Source organism: Methanobrevibacter sp., from assembly GCF_017468685.1.
Taxonomy (GTDB): Archaea; Methanobacteriota; Methanobacteria; order Methanobacteriales; family Methanobacteriaceae; genus Methanocatella.
Genome location: NZ_JAFUHT010000030.1, coordinates 54,253 through 69,938 on the forward strand (window position 1 = coordinate 54,253; position 15,686 = coordinate 69,938).

A 15,686-nucleotide genomic window follows, 5' to 3' on the forward strand; every position below is an offset into this window, starting at 1 on the left:
TTTTTTTAACTATAATTAATTATGGAATTCATAGTCAACAACAGAAAATATTCAATTCTAAACCATGAACTGTTCATTAATTATCTTATGGTAAACGAATATTTCAGGCAATATTCCAAATATGACTATGACATTCATTATGATTTTCTCGATTCAGTATTATCTAAGGAAAATATCGATTTTGATGATATATTGGAAGGAACTAAGTATTTGGAAGAACTGATTGAAAAAAATGAGATTGAATTTATACCTGCCGGTTTAATAATTGACCAGCATCTGAACGAGAATTTCAAGATAACATATCAGACACTTGAATTTAAAAATGTAAGGGTTGGAGAGGCAATTCCCTTGCTAATAGCACTGACCAGTCTTTTAAATCACAAGCCAATCATCACATTGTACCAGATTGATGAGGAATTGCACTATTTTTTAGAAAGATTTAGAAGTTATGGTAATGGCTAGATTTCATCTTCTGTATATCTTGGATTCAATGTGGAGCATGGTTTGATGTGACAGGTGCTTGTTTTTTTCCAATAGCAGTTGTTGCATGTTATGCATCTGCTCTCGCCGTTTCCTTCAAGCTGCCAGTCAACCAAAAAGCTAGGGTCATTTACAAATGGCCTTTGCATTGAAACAAAATCTATGTCTGTTTCGTTGATGAGTTCATTTATCTGATTTTGACTTTGTGCACCTCCACCAAGTATGACCGGAATACTAACGTTTTTGATAATTTCTTCTGTTGCTTCAATTAAAGGATTTTTTTCATGGTTTTCACGTGTGAAAAATGTTGGTGAACGTGGACGGGTTATCTGAAGTGAATCAACACCGTAGTTTTCAAGTATTTTACATACCTCAATTGTTTCTGATAATGTCATTCCATTGGTTGTGCCGTCAAATGCATTCAAACGGCAATTTATATGGAGCTTTGTGTTTTCCTTTATGACTTTAATCATCTCCAGAACAATTTTTAAACGGTTGAGTGTGCTGCCGCCATATCTGTCTTCACGTGAGTTAAAAGTAGGGTTAATGAACCTTGATAAAAAGTAATAGTTCCCAAGACCTAACTGAATACCGTCAAAACCTGCATAATCGAATTTTTGAGCTGCGATAATCATGTCAGTCTGGATTTTGCGAATATCCTCAACTGTAACGTCATCAACCTTGATGTTCTGTTCAGTTCTTTTGTTATATTGGACAAAACCTAACTGGGCAAAAATCGGCACATCATAGATATGCACAAGATCTGTCAGGTCACGGGCTTCACGTACAAATTGCTTGTAGTTGACGGTATTAGTGTATTTTGAAAAGACATCTCTTGGATAAAGAGAGTACAACTCAGTAATGATTAATCCGACACCGCTTGCAGCAATATTTTCATAACGGTTATATATCTCAGGAGTGAAGTTTCCGGTCTTTTCCCTTTCGGATTCCCAAAGGCCGGTTCTAACAATTCTGCTGTTAAGTTTCAAATCCCCAAATTCACAAAAATCAAATAAATCTTTCATAGTTAATATTTAAATCTATTACATATAAATATATTATTTGATGATTCTAAGACAATATCAACATGATGACTTGAAAAGCATGGTTGAAATATGGAATGAAATAGTTCGTGAAGGCAATGCATTTCCGCAGGAAGAGGAATTGGATTTGGTGAGTGGAAATGAATTTTTCAAATCACAAACATATGCCGGAGTGGCTGTTATGGATGGTGAGGTTGTCGGATTATATATTCTTCATCCAAACAATGTAGGAAGATGTGGGCATATAGCTAATGCAAGCTATGCTGTTTCATCTAAATGGAGGGGATGCGGAATAGGTGAAAAGCTAGTATCCGATTCAATCAAACAGGCTAAAAATTTGAATTTTACTATATTGCAGTTCAATGCAGTTGTCGAAACAAATCCTGCAAGACACTTGTATGAAAGATTGGGATTTAAGCAATTGGGAGTTATTCCAAAAGGATTCAGATTAAAAAACGGTGAATATGAAAATATCTGTCCGTACTATATTGAGCTTTAATGTATTTTTTCAAAAACATGATTTTAATTTTATGATTATTTTTTTAAGCTGAAGATAATCAACACTTTCTTTTTTGTGTTCAGACATATTTTAAATTTTCATTGAATTTTGATTTATTTGCTTTATTTGATTAATAAAATATGTATTTTAACGAATTGTCTGAGTTTGAAATATTGCTTTCGTTTTGAAAAATTGTAAGAATTTAAAACTGCTTATTTTAAATATAAGGAATGTACAATAATTTAATTAGGGAATAACTTAATTGTTATTTCCTACGACCGTCAAAGCGAATGATTAAGTGGGTGAAATTCCCATTTAATCATCCTCCAAGGCAATATATTTATAAAATAATTTACAGAAATTTAATTAATGTCTTTTAATGTAATATCTACTTTTTTAATAGCCGTTGCCCTTGCAATGGATGCATTCAGCGTATCAATGACAAAGGGCTTTACGCAAAAACACCTGACCAAATACCAAATATTATATTATGGACTGTTTTTTGGCGGATTTCAGTTTATCATGCCGGTTTTCGGATACTTCTGCGGAAATGTAATTGCAAGTATCGTTGAATCATTAGCACCAATAGTTGGTTTTATACTTCTTTTGATAATAGGATTGAACATGATTCGTGAAAGCCTAACTGGAGATGAGGAAGAAATTACTGATTACTTTTCTTTTAAAGAGGTAACTTTGCTTGCAATAGCAACAAGTATCGATGCATTTGCAGTTGGAATAACAATAGCTCTTCTCAACGATCCTCTATTGATTTCATCTACAATAATAGGTATTGTAGCATTTGCATTCAGCATTGCAGGGATTTTTATCGGAAAGAAATTGGGAGATTATGTTGGAGACAAGTTCCAAATCCTTGGTGGTGTCATATTGATTTTAATTGGCATTAAGATACTTCTTGGATTTTAATTATGGGTGGTATTATCCAGTGAATCTTTTCTCACACAACTAACTTTTTTTATATTCAAAATCTATTCTATGTGAGTATTTATTTAATTTTTTAATTGAATATTGTCGATTGTCTGAGTTTGAAATATTGCTTTCGTTTTGAAAAATTGTAGGGATTTAAAACTGCTTATTTTAAATATAACTAACTACTAATAATCTATATGGAAAATAAATTTAATTTATTTTCTTAAATTATAAAAAAAGATTGCTGATGCAATATTGATTTTAAATTAATATTAAAACAGGTATGATGGTGCATTGGTAATCAACTTGTATTCAGCACCTCCTAAATAATTCAACGGAGGTGATAATATGCTAATAATTATTGTAAATATAAATATTAATTTACTTTTAATGTTATTAATATTAAAAATACAACAAAAAAAGCATTATTATCAGTTGAATACAAGTAAACAATGATGAATCTATAATGAAAGGGGTTTTAGAGATTTTTTCTCCCACCTGTTTTTTCTCTTTCTAGATTCATCACCTTTTATAAAACAAGAAGTTTTATAAAATTAATAATAATTATATTTTTATTATTTATAAATCTTTTGTTTTTAAGTAGGTGAATAAATAAAAATGTGTGGGGAAATTAAGTAATTTATAAAATAATTTAATTTGAATACATTTATAAAAAATCAATCAATTAAACTGGGATTTAGCATAAAAGAGGTGAGATAATGAGAGATAAAATTGTAAAAATATTAGGTGAAATTGAAAAGAATGAGGACATTGAGATATTATACGCATGTGAAGCCGGAAGCAGAGTATGGGGCTTTGCTAATGAAAATTCCGATTATGATGTCAGATTCATCTATAAGAAACGTGACATTAAAAGCTATCTGTCATTAAACCAGCCACGTGATGTGATTGAATATGAGTGTGATGATTTAGATATTGTCGGATGGGATATCAAAAAGGCATTGAATCTTCACTATAAAAACAATCCAAATCTTAGGGAATGGCTGGTTTCACCTGAAGTATATATCAACAGGGGCATTCAAAGCATTTTTTCAGGTCTGGGAGGATTTGATATTATTGTTTTAAAAAATCATTATGCATCTATGGGCATGAAACATTGGAAAAAATATTCAAGTCTTGAGTTTAGGGAGGAGAAAATTAAAAAGTATCTTTATGTTATAAGATCAATACTTACATGGATGCTTTTAAACCGTGATATGTATCCTCCAATTAAAATTCAGGAATTATTGGAGCATGATTTAATCAACATCAATGAAGACATCAAAAAGGCGATTTATGAATTGATTGATTATCATCAGGATAATGGTGAGATAAATGAATATACAATTTTAAAATTGAATTCTTTTATTATGGATTCACTTTCCAAAATGAAAACTGTTAAGGTAAATTCATTTAAAAGTCTTGAGGATTATGATGAAAGATTTAGGGAATTGCTTGTTGTCTGCAGGTGATAATGTGATGGTTAATTTTCATGAAATTGGAGAAATTGCATTAATTGTTGGCGATTTGAAGGAGACAATAATTATTCATAATCAGATTGTTAGTGAATTGAATTATGGGGAGTTCATAACTAACAATTATGATGCATAATTGTGGTGTCAGCTCATCATCTCTCAGATTAGTTGAATTTTTGATAATTAATTTGCCTACATTCACCAAGATCAATAATTTTTTCCATTTTATTTTATTATTATGATTATTAAAATTTATTTTTCAGCAAAATTTATGTATTTAAACTATTACATATAGATGGCATGATTGATATTTGTAGTTTTTGAAAGATTGTGAAATTTGTGGAAATTAACAGATTTTATAATTTCTATAAAATTTAATAAATTTTAATAAAATTTACAGTTAAAAAAGAAATATACTGCTTTATTAGTTTTCCTTATGGTTGAAATTATTATATATTCGGATAATTAATTTATAATACTGTTTTAGGTAAAATTAATGATAAATTTAAGTTAATATTTAAAATAAGCTCTTTAAATCCATTATTTTTACTAAAATTCTTGTTAGTGTAATATTATAATAGTCGGCATAGTATTTCCGTATATAATCCTTAAATATATACTAATAGGCAAATATATAAAAATAGTTATAATGGGTATGTATATATTATTACCATTAATACTTGTAGTAGATATTTACAGATAATATGTAAAGTATAATTATACTTATCATACATATTTCTGTATTTCCATATTTATGGATAATATACATTTCAATATTTCTGTAAATACAGAAAGTTGGTATTATTCATATTTTACCACTAATACTCAAGTAATATTAAGAAAATACTTTAAATTAACTGCTTCATATATATCAAGCTAGTGAAATACAGTATTTTCTTCAAATTTTACTCTTTTTTAATAATTTTCATGAAATTTAATAAATTTCAGCGTCGAATACCATATCTTATGTATCTTACAAATTTTAATACGACGAAGAATAATATTGCGACGAAAACTACAAAACCAACAATGACTAATAGTATAACTAAATTATCAGCAGTTGATTTTTCTTCTTCAAATGTAATAGATCCTATTTTTTTATAATCTGGAGCTATAGGGATGTCCTTTCCTTTAATGGTTGTATTATTAAAGCATACATTGTCAATGCAGTCTTTATAATCAGCACCTACAAGAGATCCGTCTTCATTTGAAACATAAATATCGGTTGTATTTCCGTTTTCTCCTACATGATAGTCATAAGTAATGATTTCACGCCTGTCAAGGCCATATAAATCAGATTGAGCCAATTCATTCATTGCTTTAATCTTATCATCGATTTTTAAGGAAAGATTTCCTCCTCTGGACAATGAATAATCATTAGGAATTGAGATATACTGTCCTGGCTTTAATGTACCAGTTTTTAATTTATTAGTTGTTGCAAAACCATAATTTCCATTAGGAGCTTTAATAACTACGTGCCCTCTTCCATATGGTTTTTTGATGTTTTGGATTTTCTTTAATGCTTTTTTAGATATGCTGTGGTCTTTAGTAATCATTTGAGCAGTTATATTTTCGCAGATTTGATTGTCTTTACCGTCATCAATTCCGCCAAGTCCAATAACCCAACCGTCATTAGTAACTATAACATGATTGAAATAACCATAATCAGTCTTATATTGCTTTATTGCTGGAATTCCATGCCAATCAACCTGTTCTATGAAAACATCAGCTGATACATTTGAATCACGTCTATATGACATTAATGTATCATTTCCCTCTAACTGTAAAACTATAGAACAACACCCAAATTCATCAGTTTCATTGGAAACAACAGGCATTGCATCAGCATTTTGATGATTAAAAGTAGAATAAACTCCACATATACTGATAAAAATTATAAAAACACTTAATACAAAAATCTTTTTTCTTAAATTCATATAAATCAATAATTAAATTATAACACTAATATATTAGATTAATATAGTATTTAAATTAATTTATTTTTGTATTAAGCTTAAAAAATTAATTAAATTTATTATTGTTGATTTTTAATTTTTGTTTCATTTGCTCACGGTCAATGTGGATGTACTTATCAGTTGTTTGAGAGTTAGAATGTCCTGCAATTGATTGTACTTCTGCAACAGTCAGTATTTCAGCAAAATGAGACAGTGCTGTGTGTCTTAGAATGTGAACACTAACACTTTTACTGTAATCTATAGGGCAATCTATTCCTTCTGCAGCAATTCTTTCATCACATCTGCGAGCATGTTTTTTAATCAGATCCTGTACTCCACGCTTTCCAATTCTGGTTCCTTTCATATTGGTGAACAGTTCCTGACGTGTCCTTTCAGCTTTGGCTTTATTTCTCTGAATGATAGGTTTATACACTCCATTTGTCTTTTTTCTTAATTTTTTAATACGACTGTCCATCATTTCATTTAAGCTTTCAAGTGTATCATAAGTAATGAAGGTTGTTCTGTCTTTTAACTCACCTTTTGTGGTTTCTGCACGTAAATAAACTTCAATTACTTCATTATGATCATCAGGCAGTTCATAAAATCCGTCGTCATTCAAAGGAACTTGAATATCAGTTTTATCTAACAATACCAATTCCTTTAACCTCATTCCAGAATCAATAAATGTTCTGCAAATTGCATAATCACGTTTATTACCGCTTTGTTCGATTGTATCTAAGAAAAAATTGGATTGTGGCCAAGTTAAAGATATTTTTTCAATTCTTTTTTTTGCAGTTTCAGGATCTTCTGCTTTTACTTCAATAATATCCTTCATTTTGATAGGATCATGTTGAATTTCTTCCTGAACATCTTCTGAGTTGATGAATTCCAAAATATTCATCATATATGTTTTTACTGTGGTTCTTTTGTTTCCACGCTGTTTTAAACAGTATCTACGATAATGTCTTAACTGTTTTTTAATATTTTTATCTGTTAATTCATCTATTCCTTCCTGTTCAAGATATTCGATGAATTTGGATATATTGAATGTCTGTTTTTTTATTGTTTCGCTAGTTAAGTTTTTTACCTCTTGCTTTTCCTCTAAGTATTCATCTAGGTAGTCCGTTAGCTCATCAACTTCTATCATAAGCATTTTGCCTCCTAAATTTCTTTACTCAAACCCTTGATTATACATTGATTTTTTTAATATATAAAGACTTCGTATCTTTTTGCCTTTAACGTATATTATTACATAAAATATACGTTTCTTTTATATATAAAATTTGGATAATTTTGGAGTTTCTAGGGAAATATTGTAAGTGAAGTAATACATATACATCAAGTGGTTTCAAAATGGTGATTTCTTAAATTTTGATTTTGTAATAAAAAGTTTATAAAAGTTAATACAATTTTTTTCGTTGAAGTGATGTGATAAGGTATTTCACATTTACAAAAAAAATATGAATTCTGTAACTTATAAGTTACAGAAATTTTTGTAAGATTATCAACAAAATTATTTTTAAGGAATAATATTTTTTAAAAGTAGGTTTACAACAATTAATAAGTCTATTTCAAACATCCTATTGGAATGACTTTCACACCATCAGGTCGAGTATATGCAAATTTTCCACCAGTCAAAATAGCTAAAAATTCAGGATTTCTAACTTCTTTATTTTTTTCAATTAATTTATTAATTTTCAGTAAATTTTTTGCTCCTTCCTCAATTTTTTTCTTTCCTAATTTACATTCTATTAATGCATATCTTCCATCTCTTAAATGAACAACACAATCAATTTCAGTTCCAGCATCATCGTGATAATAACGAATTTTTCCTTTCAAAGAACTGGTATAAACACTTAAATCACGAATACATAAATTTTCAAAAATAAAACCAAAAGTTTTTAATCCATCCGGCGTATCAAATGATTTTGGACTTAAATTTAATGCAGCTACTGCTATTGATGGATCAATAAATACTTTTTTATTACCTGTTCTCATTGCTGTTTTTGACCGTATGTTCGGTGCCCATCCTTTAATATCTTCAATTACAAATAAACGTTTTAATGCATTAATATATGAATAAAATGTTGTTTCACCAATATCAAAATTTGCTCTAACATCATCTAGTAAGGTTTTATTTTTCACCAATGTTGAATTATTCCGAGCAATTGAATGTAAAATAGTTCGTACTTTATCAGAATCTCTTTTAATATTATCAATTGTAGAAATGTCAGTATCACAAATATTATCTAAATAGTTATAAGCCACCATTAATTTCCCTTCATCATTATTTTGAGTTATTGTGTTTGGCCAACCTCCTCTACAAGCTACAAAAAAGAGTTCATTCATAGTTAAATCAGATTGAATTCCATTTATATCCATTTCAGGATTATCAAATAATTCCATCAATGAAATTTTTCCATTAGAATCTCCACTTTCAAATAAACTCATTGGTCTCATAATTAATCTGTGAATTCGTCCGGTGCCAGTATGCATAATTTTTGATTCATCAACTATAGTAGAACCAGTTAATATGTATAAGCCGTAACTTGATACATTATCAACACTAGTTCTTACTGCATCCCATAAAACTGGTGCAATTTGCCATTCATCAATTAATCTAGGCTTTTCACCTTCCAATAATTTAGATGGTTGTATGTCTGCCCACATTAAATAAGATTCAATATTATCAGGGTCTTGAAGTTTCAATATACTTTTGGCATGTTGTTCTCCAGTTGTTGTTTTTCCACACCATTTTGGGCCAATAATTAAAACAGCACCAATCATTTGTAAATATTTTTCTAAATCTTCATCAATTTTTCTTTTTAAATACTTTGAGGACATATTAGCACCGCTATTAAAAAATGTATAATTTTTTTATTTTCTATTAAAGTATTTTCTTATTTTCTATTAAAGTATTTTCTTATTTTCTATTAAAGTATTTTCTTATTTTCTATTAAAGTATTTTCTTATTTTCTATTAAAGTATTTTCTTATTTTTTATTAAAGTATTTTCTTATTTAAAAATTATTCCAATAAATTTTTCTTTAATTTAAAATTTTGGAATAAAAATTACATTTTAGTTAGTAATTAGTATTGTACTCATTGTATTTAAGTTTTATTCCATTGTAGTGGCTTTAAAATATTGTAGTAGGTTTGTAAAATTGCTTTCATTGCAACATAGTATTTAAAGTTAACTGTTTGAAAAATCAAAGAATTAAAACCTTGAATGATATAAATTAATTTATGTACATGATAGTAAGTTTTGATTGTAAATTCAAAACAAACTCGCAAAATATTGAAAAGACACTTCAGCATTATGGACTTCGAAAGATTCAAAGTTCATTATATGCAGAGTATTTGAATAATGATTAATGACAAGAACTCACAGAAAATATATCTGAAATATTCGTGAAAATGACAATATATTGATTATGCCAATATGTCAAAGTTGTTATTCAAAAAAGGAAATCTGCGGTCGAAAAATCAAATTCAATGAATAATTTTACAAGGTGTTAGATAAAAAGACCTATCAAAGCTTGTATACAACGAAACTCATCATTTTTAGCTTTTTTTAGCAACTCCTCAATTGGCTCAGGCTCTTCATACTATTTCCAATCAGGTATTTTTTCCTGTACTTTCTGGATATCATTGATAATGGCGCAAAAATAATCCACCATTTCAATATAATCTATTTTCATATATACTACCTTAATATGTAATTTTTTTTAAATGATTTCTTAATTTATTATTGACCTTTTTTATGGCTTTATTTTCCTTTTTAAGTTTATTAAATTCTATTTCATCATAATTATTATATTCCTTAATCAGCCAGTTTCTCATATATTCACAAAATGTTTTAGAATTAACTTGAGGATATTTATGATGATATTCTCTGTGATGGTCATCACATAATAAAATAATATTATTTTTATTATAGTAATCATCACTTGTTTGCTTTACCTTTTTTAAGTGATGAGGAACAATATTTTCACTAGACCCACAAATAAAACATCTATTATTCTTTTCTTTCAGTTCTTTGATGGTTCTCTTAAATTTCCAATAATTGGGATGAATAGCCATATTATCTACCTCAAGATTTTTCACCCATATTTAAATTAGAATAAAAATTTATTTTAAAATAAATGATAAATTCTTCAAAAAACAGATTTAAATTGTAATATCAATGAATAGAAAGTTTTTCAACTTTCTTTTCATTTACAATCTTATTAAATATTAACATTCCATTTTATTAATGTTTTAATTCAGAAATTTTTCATCCAATAATTTTGGATTTTTAGCATTTTTACTGCTGACAACTTTTTTTCCGGTTCTTGCCTCTAATTCCCTTCGAGCATTCCCTGCAATAGTGCCACCATCAATAGCAACAGATTTGCTTTCTTCAAAACCTTCTGGATTTTCAACTTTACTGATTTCAGTTGTTGCAAGTTCTCCTAACATATTAATAACTAACTCAGCATTAGTCATGTTGTCACGAAGGCTTTCTTTTCTAAGCCCTTTAACTTTTTTATGCTCTCCAGTAGTTATCCCAAATGATGATTTGCTAATTTCATTAGTTAATATAGCATATTCAAGACCTTCTTCTACACCTGATCTATCCCATTCAGCAGTCAAATCTTTTCTCACTTCAATACTTCTGATTCTTTGTGTTATCCAATCTTCTGAATATCCTTTTTTTCTATATGTACTAATAGCTCTTTCAATAGCTATTTCAGGGTCTGCTATTTCATCAATTCTTTCACTGCCCACATGAGCCAGCCACTGTTTGAATGGTTCGGCATTTGGTGATGGAATTGATTGAATGATTCTGAATAGTTGTTTTTTGGTTGCTACATCAGTTTTACGTAATTTGCCATCATTAGCATGCATTTTTAACTGGCTACAAATTGTAGCCACTTCAACACCCTCTTTATTTAAGCGAGTTTTAAGAACACTCCAATATTTTCTAGGGTTTTTACTTTCACTGAGCACTCCTACAACATCAACTACCGAAAAAAAGTATTCTTCTATTTCTTCATCCCATATATACCTAATTTTATAGTCTTTGAATAACAATATATTTGATTTATCAGTCATTTTTTCATCCATTTACATGTTTAATTTTATAAAAATCATTATTTAAATTTTTCAAATTGTATCCTCTTTCTTAAATACATCAATCAAATCACAAATCAAATGGAATTTATCCTGTTCGGAAATGTCCCATTCCAATAAGTCCTTATCCTCATAATCATCAAAAACACTTTTTATCTTGTGAAAATACTGATGGTGATATATTTCCTTATTCTGGAATAATTCCTCATGCAGTTTCCATGTCTTGTAATCTGAATTCTGTTTTGCACGATCTCTGTCATATTCCTCTTCTAAAAAGTCAAAAAGATGAATCCACTCAGAAATCTCATCAAAATCTTTGGCATTAGTTGCTGCTCTTTCCACTGCATCACATATCTCTGAATATGTTGAGTAAGTCATTTCCAAATTTACATATTTTGACATTTCAAACACTCCTTTTAATTATATAATCCACATAATCCTTTGCGGTTTTATAATGAGTATCCTCTTCAAACAGTTTATCAAAATCCTCTGAATTGTTAATATTGATGGAATCCTTTTCCAAATCAATCTCCATCAATTCCTTAAGAAATCCGGGGTCAAGCTCCAGCTGATTTTCACAGTCCATCAGGAAATCATCAAAAATCTCCCAGACTTTTTCAGGATCATCCTTAACGCTGTCCAAGAGGTCCTGTAGGCAAAAAATCTCATGCATTGAGATTTCAACAAATTGCATTTCTTTCCATTTCTGTTTCATATTATCCTCTCCATAGAGTTTAAACTAGAATCATATCCTATCTTTAAATAGTTTATCCAGATTTAAAGTAGAGGTAATGTCCAATATCAAATAGTTATTCTTAACCTTTGAAATGCTGTCGTATTCCCTGGTTAACCTGTCCATCATTGAAATGTAGCAATAATATTGTCTAGAAGTCCTGTCAACAGTTCTTGGAATAAAAAACTTATATTCAAAGCCTATCAGTGTTGGAACCAGTTTAAATGAATTTATTTTGAGCTTTCTTGTAAGAATATTCTGTTTTAATTCAAAAAACTCATTCATTGTATCCTCTAATGATTCAATTAAATCTGTTTTAGCGGAATATAACTCTTCTAATTTCTTTAAAGTATTCTCATAATCATTGCATAATAATCTGAATCATAATACTCTCATCAGTTCTTATCATTTTCCTAATTATAGATTCAATATCATTAATCTTTGTCATTTTATCAAGAATTTACATTTTAGTCTATAATTTCAAAATCATATTTGCCCTTTAATATATCCTCTAATTGCCTGTCAGTCAATTGAAAATACTCATCGTCACTATGAATTGCCTTCAGGATTTCATTGAGGAAAAATTCCTTGAAATTTCCTAAGCTTTCCTGTGTATCCTCATGAACCAATCTAAATGCCTTACTGGATTTGATAGTATTGAATTTGATGGTAGCATAAGCAGGATACGGCTGTGCATCCATATAATCCTTAAAATTATCTTCAATTGAATGAATACTTACTTCAGGATTCTTTTTCCAGAAATTCAGCATTTTCAACACTGCCTTATCTTTCCCGCTCCTTTCATATACTTCCTCAATGAAATTATTCTTTGACAGTTCCAAATCCCAATAGTTTATTTCTTCAACATTTTCGCTACAGGAGAATGTTAGAAACAATGGGTATCCGGTTAAACAGATAATATAGCGATTGCATAACTCAATATAATATCCATTGTAATATTTTGGAGTTAGGAAAAGTCCAACGGTTCCCAATCCATAGAAAATCAAAAGAGGATTGATAATATATACGCTAAAGCTTTTTAGAGGAACTTTATCAATCCAATTTTTCACATGACCCCAATTATGAAAATACGGGAATGTGATGATTCCCCTTATTGTATCTGCAGCGAAAACATTAACATTACTTGATAACCTTATTGAAAAGGTATGATCAAATGAAAATCTATCCAGTTCACCAATAAGTCCTTCATCATTTTTATCAGCGATTAAATTTGAATAGGAATCATCAAAGATTAATCTCTGTATGAATGGATCTCTTTCAAATAAACTGTTCAGTACTTTATTAATGTACATTCTTTTAGGGATTATTTTCCATTCCTCAAAATCCCTTACCATATTATGTCCATCTTTCATTAGCCGGAAATACTCCTTCTCATTAACCTCATAGCATTCTTTAAGCAATTCTTTTTTTCTAGACATATTAATCACTGATTTAAATCGTTAATATTGTCAGTTATCCTGTCCATGGTTTTTGTTAAATCTCCCAGAAGCTGTTTCATCGCCAACATTGTATCCAGGTTTGTCAGCTTATCGGATAGGGTTTTTGAAATAAGATCATATGCAAATTCGGAAATCTTTTCATAAGCTGTTGCCTTTAATTCCAATGCTTCAATGCTTGCTGCCATATCATTCACCAAATCAAGTATTTCTTTTGGTGTTTCAAATTTCCTGCAGTCGTTATATGTGTCCACTATACTTCCATCTTCATCATATCTAAATCTGTTCATTTTTAAGTCTCCTTATGCAGTATGTGTTATTTTTCAGTTTTATTTACGTATAATGGAGTCAGTCCTTTCCTGTCCATTAACGAATCCAACTCTTCTATATTGTCCTTGTTGATGACTTTATTGTCCTCGTCGACCATGACGAATTCAAAACCTTGGCTTATGCAAAATTTCATGAATTCCACTGTTGAAATAACTGACATTTTCTTATCTCCAATTTCTTTAATTTGAATTAACTTGGCATTAATTCATGTTTAGTTACTAATTAGTATTGTATTCATTCTATTTAAGCTTAATCTAATTGTACTGGCTTTGAAAAATTGTTGTGACTTTGAAAAATTGCTTTCGTTGAAACATGGTATTTATAGTTTTCTATTTGAAAAATTAAATAATTTAAAGATTAAAAAATATAAGTTTATTCATGTACATGATAGCAAGTTTTGATTGCAAATTCAAAACAAACCAGCAAAATATTGAAAAGACTCTTCAGCATTATGGACTTCGAAAGATTCAAAGTTCATTATATGCAGGAGATTTGAATAATGATGAAAGACAAGAACTCACTGAAAATATCTCTGAAATAATTCGTGAAAATGACAATGTATTAATCATGCCTGTATGTCAAAGCTGTTATTCAAAAAAGGAAAACTGCGGTCGAAAAATAAAATTCAAAGAGGAATTATACAAGGTGTTCTAGATGAAAATAGTAATAGAAGGATACAACAAGTCAATACACAAAAAAGACAATCAACTGGTTATATATGAGAAGGATGAAATCCTTGATTCAATCAAGGCATCAGCAATTGATGACATAACCGTTACAGCAAAAGGTTATGTGACCTTTGATGCATTGGATTTAATGGCAAAAAACAACATCAAATTTATATCCATAAACCCACGCGGAGAGTTGAACTATACATTAGAATCACCTGAGCCGGGAAATGTGCACCTAAAAAAGAAGCAGTATAAATTAAGCGAAGATAAACTTGGAGCAAAAATAAGCCATGAACTGATTAAATCTAAAATTAAAAATCAAAAGGGAGTTTTAAAGACTTTGAATAAAAATAAAAAATTGAAAAGAGTTTCAAACACTCGTTTAAAAATGGATGAATACGTAAAGCAATTGGATGATTTGAATTTGAATGCTAAAAACATTAAAATGCAGATAATGGGGATTGAAGGAAAAGCATCAAATGATTACTGGAAAAGTGTAAAGTATTTCATACCAACTGAAATTGGTTTCAACGGACGAACCAAAAGGCCGACTGACCTGCTAAATTCAATGCTCAATTATGGATATGCAATACTTGCATCGCAAATAACAAAAAGCATACTATTAAACGGTTTGGATCCATACTGCGGATTCCTGCACTATGATATGATGAACAGGACAAGCCTGACATTTGACTTGATTGAACCATTCAGACAACAGATAGTCGATAAAACAGTGATAAGCTTGATTAACCGGAAGCAAGTAAAAATTGATGACCTGGATAAAAGAAATAATCTGCTGAAATTAAATGCACGAAAACTAATTATAAGTAAAATACTTGACAAAATGTATTCAACCATCACTTATAATGGTGATGAATTGAGTTATGCTGAAATTATTGACTTGCAAAGTAAAAATCTGGTAAATACATTAATTAATGCAGATAAATTTAATGGGTTTTACTTGACATGGTAGGGTAATGTAGGTCATTTTTCTTTTTGAAA

General features: G+C 29.3%; 20 protein-coding genes. 8 read left to right on the plus strand and 12 right to left on the minus strand.

Annotated features, from left to right (window positions below; translation table 11 throughout):
* Window positions 1–21 precede the first annotated feature (21 nt).
* The gene (locus tag IJ258_RS04145; RefSeq protein ID WP_292803339.1) at window positions 22–462 is read left to right on the plus strand and encodes a hypothetical protein; all 441 of its coding nucleotides are present in this window, start codon (window positions 22–24) and stop codon (window positions 460–462) included.
* Here the strand turns inward: IJ258_RS04145 and IJ258_RS04150 are convergent.
* Window positions 459–1,505, minus strand: a complete 1,047-nt coding sequence (locus IJ258_RS04150) for a tRNA-dihydrouridine synthase (protein ID WP_292803343.1) — start codon at window positions 1,503–1,505, stop codon at window positions 459–461. The genes IJ258_RS04145 and IJ258_RS04150 overlap by 4 nt on opposite strands.
* A 40-nt stretch (window positions 1,506–1,545) precedes the next feature.
* Here IJ258_RS04150 and IJ258_RS04155 point away from each other — a divergent pair, with 40 nt between their 5' ends.
* From IJ258_RS04155 to IJ258_RS04170, 4 genes are all read left to right on the plus strand, one after another.
* The gene (locus IJ258_RS04155; RefSeq protein WP_292803346.1) at window positions 1,546–2,022 is read left to right on the plus strand and encodes a GNAT family N-acetyltransferase; all 477 of its coding nucleotides are present in this window, start codon (window positions 1,546–1,548) and stop codon (window positions 2,020–2,022) included.
* A 369-nt stretch (window positions 2,023–2,391) separates the two neighbouring features.
* Window positions 2,392–2,946: a manganese efflux pump MntP family protein gene (locus tag IJ258_RS04160; protein WP_292803349.1), complete on the plus strand. Its 555-nt coding sequence runs from the start codon at window positions 2,392–2,394 to the stop codon at window positions 2,944–2,946.
* Window positions 2,947–3,668: 722 nt separating this feature from the next.
* Complete coding sequence (locus tag IJ258_RS04165) at window positions 3,669–4,421, plus strand: DNA polymerase beta superfamily protein (protein WP_292803352.1); 753 nt, start codon at window positions 3,669–3,671, stop codon at window positions 4,419–4,421.
* Window positions 4,422–4,428: 7 nt separating this feature from the next.
* Window positions 4,429–4,560 (plus strand): hypothetical protein, encoded by a 132-nt coding sequence (locus IJ258_RS04170; protein ID WP_292803355.1) that lies wholly within the window; start codon window positions 4,429–4,431, stop codon window positions 4,558–4,560.
* An 808-nt stretch (window positions 4,561–5,368) separates the two neighbouring features.
* On the opposite strand, the gene IJ258_RS04175 is transcribed toward IJ258_RS04170, so the two are convergent.
* The 3 genes from IJ258_RS04175 to IJ258_RS04185 all read right to left on the minus strand — a co-directional run bounded on the left by IJ258_RS04175 (window position 5,369) and on the right by IJ258_RS04185 (window position 9,223).
* Window positions 5,369–6,361 carry a hypothetical protein gene (locus tag IJ258_RS04175; RefSeq protein ID WP_292803358.1) on the minus strand — a complete coding sequence of 331 codons (993 nt, stop codon included), beginning with the start codon at window positions 6,359–6,361 and terminating at the stop codon, window positions 5,369–5,371.
* Between the two features lie 85 nt (window positions 6,362–6,446).
* The gene (locus tag IJ258_RS04180) at window positions 6,447–7,526 is read right to left on the minus strand and encodes a tyrosine-type recombinase/integrase (protein WP_366514567.1); all 1,080 of its coding nucleotides are present in this window, start codon (window positions 7,524–7,526) and stop codon (window positions 6,447–6,449) included.
* Window positions 7,527–7,945: 419 nt separating this feature from the next.
* Window positions 7,946–9,223 (minus strand): ATP-binding protein, encoded by a 1,278-nt coding sequence (locus IJ258_RS04185; protein WP_292803364.1) that lies wholly within the window; start codon window positions 9,221–9,223, stop codon window positions 7,946–7,948.
* A 401-nt stretch (window positions 9,224–9,624) separates the two neighbouring features.
* On the opposite strand from IJ258_RS04185, the gene cas2 (IJ258_RS04190) reads away from it, so the two are divergent.
* A complete protein-coding gene (gene cas2, locus IJ258_RS04190; RefSeq protein ID WP_292803367.1) occupies window positions 9,625–9,753 on the plus strand; it encodes a CRISPR-associated endonuclease Cas2 in 129 nt (42 codons plus the stop codon).
* Between the two features lie 336 nt (window positions 9,754–10,089).
* Here cas2 (IJ258_RS04190) and IJ258_RS04195 read toward each other — a convergent pair whose 3' ends face one another.
* From IJ258_RS04195 to IJ258_RS04230, 8 genes are all read right to left on the minus strand, one after another.
* Window positions 10,090–10,461: a hypothetical protein gene (locus IJ258_RS04195; protein ID WP_292803370.1), complete on the minus strand. Its 372-nt coding sequence runs from the start codon at window positions 10,459–10,461 to the stop codon at window positions 10,090–10,092.
* A 177-nt stretch (window positions 10,462–10,638) separates the two neighbouring features.
* The gene (locus IJ258_RS04200) at window positions 10,639–11,475 is read right to left on the minus strand and encodes a Bro-N domain-containing protein (RefSeq protein ID WP_292803373.1); all 837 of its coding nucleotides are present in this window, start codon (window positions 11,473–11,475) and stop codon (window positions 10,639–10,641) included.
* 51 nt (window positions 11,476–11,526) lie between these two features.
* The gene (locus IJ258_RS04205; RefSeq protein ID WP_292803376.1) at window positions 11,527–11,895 is read right to left on the minus strand and encodes a hypothetical protein; all 369 of its coding nucleotides are present in this window, start codon (window positions 11,893–11,895) and stop codon (window positions 11,527–11,529) included.
* Between the two features lies 1 nt (window position 11,896).
* Window positions 11,897–12,208 carry a hypothetical protein gene (locus IJ258_RS04210; protein WP_292803378.1) on the minus strand — a complete coding sequence of 104 codons (312 nt, stop codon included), beginning with the start codon at window positions 12,206–12,208 and terminating at the stop codon, window positions 11,897–11,899.
* A 30-nt stretch (window positions 12,209–12,238) separates the two neighbouring features.
* On the minus strand, window positions 12,239–12,511 hold the full coding sequence (locus IJ258_RS04215; protein WP_292803381.1) for a hypothetical protein: 273 nt from the start codon (window positions 12,509–12,511) through the stop codon (window positions 12,239–12,241).
* Window positions 12,512–12,693: 182 nt separating this feature from the next.
* Complete coding sequence (locus IJ258_RS04220; RefSeq protein ID WP_292803384.1) at window positions 12,694–13,665, minus strand: hypothetical protein; 972 nt, start codon at window positions 13,663–13,665, stop codon at window positions 12,694–12,696.
* Between the two features lie 5 nt (window positions 13,666–13,670).
* The gene (locus tag IJ258_RS04225) at window positions 13,671–13,973 is read right to left on the minus strand and encodes a hypothetical protein (protein WP_292803387.1); all 303 of its coding nucleotides are present in this window, start codon (window positions 13,971–13,973) and stop codon (window positions 13,671–13,673) included.
* Window positions 13,974–13,999: 26 nt separating this feature from the next.
* Window positions 14,000–14,173 (minus strand): hypothetical protein, encoded by a 174-nt coding sequence (locus IJ258_RS04230; protein WP_292803389.1) that lies wholly within the window; start codon window positions 14,171–14,173, stop codon window positions 14,000–14,002.
* Between the two features lie 218 nt (window positions 14,174–14,391).
* Between IJ258_RS04230 and cas2 (IJ258_RS04235) the strand changes: the two genes are divergently transcribed.
* A complete protein-coding gene (gene cas2, locus IJ258_RS04235; RefSeq protein WP_292803393.1) occupies window positions 14,392–14,667 on the plus strand; it encodes a CRISPR-associated endonuclease Cas2 in 276 nt (91 codons plus the stop codon).
* Window positions 14,668–15,657 carry a CRISPR-associated endonuclease Cas1 gene (cas1, locus tag IJ258_RS04240; RefSeq protein WP_292803396.1) on the plus strand — a complete coding sequence of 330 codons (990 nt, stop codon included), beginning with the start codon at window positions 14,668–14,670 and terminating at the stop codon, window positions 15,655–15,657.
* Window positions 15,658–15,686 lie beyond the last annotated feature (29 nt).

Bases quoted from the DNA above. Each gene is read 5' to 3' on its own strand.
- IJ258_RS04145 (WP_292803339.1), top strand. From the start codon at position 22: ATGGAATTCATAGTCAACAACAGAAAATATTCAATTCTAAACCATGAA.
- IJ258_RS04150 (WP_292803343.1), bottom strand. From the start codon at position 1,505: ATGAAAGATTTATTTGATTTTTGTGAATTTGGGGATTTGAAACTTAAC.
- IJ258_RS04155 (WP_292803346.1), top strand. From the start codon at position 1,546: ATGATTCTAAGACAATATCAACATGATGACTTGAAAAGCATGGTTGAA.
- IJ258_RS04160 (WP_292803349.1), top strand. From the start codon at position 2,392: ATGTCTTTTAATGTAATATCTACTTTTTTAATAGCCGTTGCCCTTGCA.
- IJ258_RS04165 (WP_292803352.1), top strand. From the start codon at position 3,669: ATGAGAGATAAAATTGTAAAAATATTAGGTGAAATTGAAAAGAATGAG.
- IJ258_RS04170 (WP_292803355.1), top strand. From the start codon at position 4,429: ATGGTTAATTTTCATGAAATTGGAGAAATTGCATTAATTGTTGGCGAT.
- IJ258_RS04175 (WP_292803358.1), bottom strand. From the start codon at position 6,361: ATGAATTTAAGAAAAAAGATTTTTGTATTAAGTGTTTTTATAATTTTT.
- IJ258_RS04180 (WP_366514567.1), bottom strand. From the start codon at position 7,526: ATGATAGAAGTTGATGAGCTAACGGACTACCTAGATGAATACTTAGAG.
- IJ258_RS04185 (WP_292803364.1), bottom strand. From the start codon at position 9,223: ATGTCCTCAAAGTATTTAAAAAGAAAAATTGATGAAGATTTAGAAAAA.
- cas2 (WP_292803367.1), top strand. From the start codon at position 9,625: ATGTACATGATAGTAAGTTTTGATTGTAAATTCAAAACAAACTCGCAA.
- IJ258_RS04195 (WP_292803370.1), bottom strand. From the start codon at position 10,461: ATGGCTATTCATCCCAATTATTGGAAATTTAAGAGAACCATCAAAGAA.
- IJ258_RS04200 (WP_292803373.1), bottom strand. From the start codon at position 11,475: ATGACTGATAAATCAAATATATTGTTATTCAAAGACTATAAAATTAGG.
- IJ258_RS04205 (WP_292803376.1), bottom strand. From the start codon at position 11,895: ATGTCAAAATATGTAAATTTGGAAATGACTTACTCAACATATTCAGAG.
- IJ258_RS04210 (WP_292803378.1), bottom strand. From the start codon at position 12,208: ATGAAACAGAAATGGAAAGAAATGCAATTTGTTGAAATCTCAATGCAT.
- IJ258_RS04215 (WP_292803381.1), bottom strand. From the start codon at position 12,511: ATGAATGAGTTTTTTGAATTAAAACAGAATATTCTTACAAGAAAGCTC.
- IJ258_RS04220 (WP_292803384.1), bottom strand. From the start codon at position 13,665: ATGTCTAGAAAAAAAGAATTGCTTAAAGAATGCTATGAGGTTAATGAG.
- IJ258_RS04225 (WP_292803387.1), bottom strand. From the start codon at position 13,973: ATGAACAGATTTAGATATGATGAAGATGGAAGTATAGTGGACACATAT.
- IJ258_RS04230 (WP_292803389.1), bottom strand. From the start codon at position 14,173: ATGTCAGTTATTTCAACAGTGGAATTCATGAAATTTTGCATAAGCCAA.
- cas2 (WP_292803393.1), top strand. From the start codon at position 14,392: ATGTACATGATAGCAAGTTTTGATTGCAAATTCAAAACAAACCAGCAA.
- cas1 (WP_292803396.1), top strand. From the start codon at position 14,668: ATGAAAATAGTAATAGAAGGATACAACAAGTCAATACACAAAAAAGAC.